The following is a 325-nucleotide window of genomic DNA, read 5'->3' as shown; positions in this document are numbered from 1 at the left end:
GCCGCCGGCGATTTCCCGAAGATCATCCTGGGCATCGCCGTGATGTCCCTGTTCGTTACCCTGTTCAACCGCCTGCTGTGGCGCCCGCTGTATGCCTTCGCCGAAGCGAAGCTGCGGCTCGACTGAGACCGATCGAGAGCGAAACGCGATGCACAATCCGAATGCTGTAAACGCCCCTATCCAGACGTCCCAGCCCCCGCGCCTCGGTGAGGAAATCCTGCGTGTCGATCACGTCTGCCGCGGCTTCAACAAGACGCAGGGCGAGCTGCTCGTGCTCGACGATGCGAACCTGTCGCTGCGCGAAGGCGAGATCGTCGGGCTGCTC

The 325-nt window shown here is 63.4% G+C and carries 2 pseudogenes; both read left to right on the top strand.

The annotated features are described in order from the left end of the window. A pseudogene (locus tag ACTJKF_RS31465) lies at positions 1 to 126 on the top strand (ABC transporter permease subunit); the annotation flags it as partial. Between the two features lie 22 nt (positions 127 to 148). Beyond that, positions 149 to 325, top strand: a pseudogene (locus ACTJKF_RS31460) (nitrate/sulfonate/bicarbonate ABC transporter ATP-binding protein); the annotation flags it as partial.

The sequence above is a fragment of the Burkholderia sp. 22313 genome (genome assembly GCF_052045245.1).
Lineage (GTDB): Bacteria > Pseudomonadota > Gammaproteobacteria > Burkholderiales > Burkholderiaceae > Burkholderia.
The sequence above is the reverse complement of the archived record's forward strand: the minus strand, read 5'-3'. Positions and strand labels throughout refer to the sequence as shown.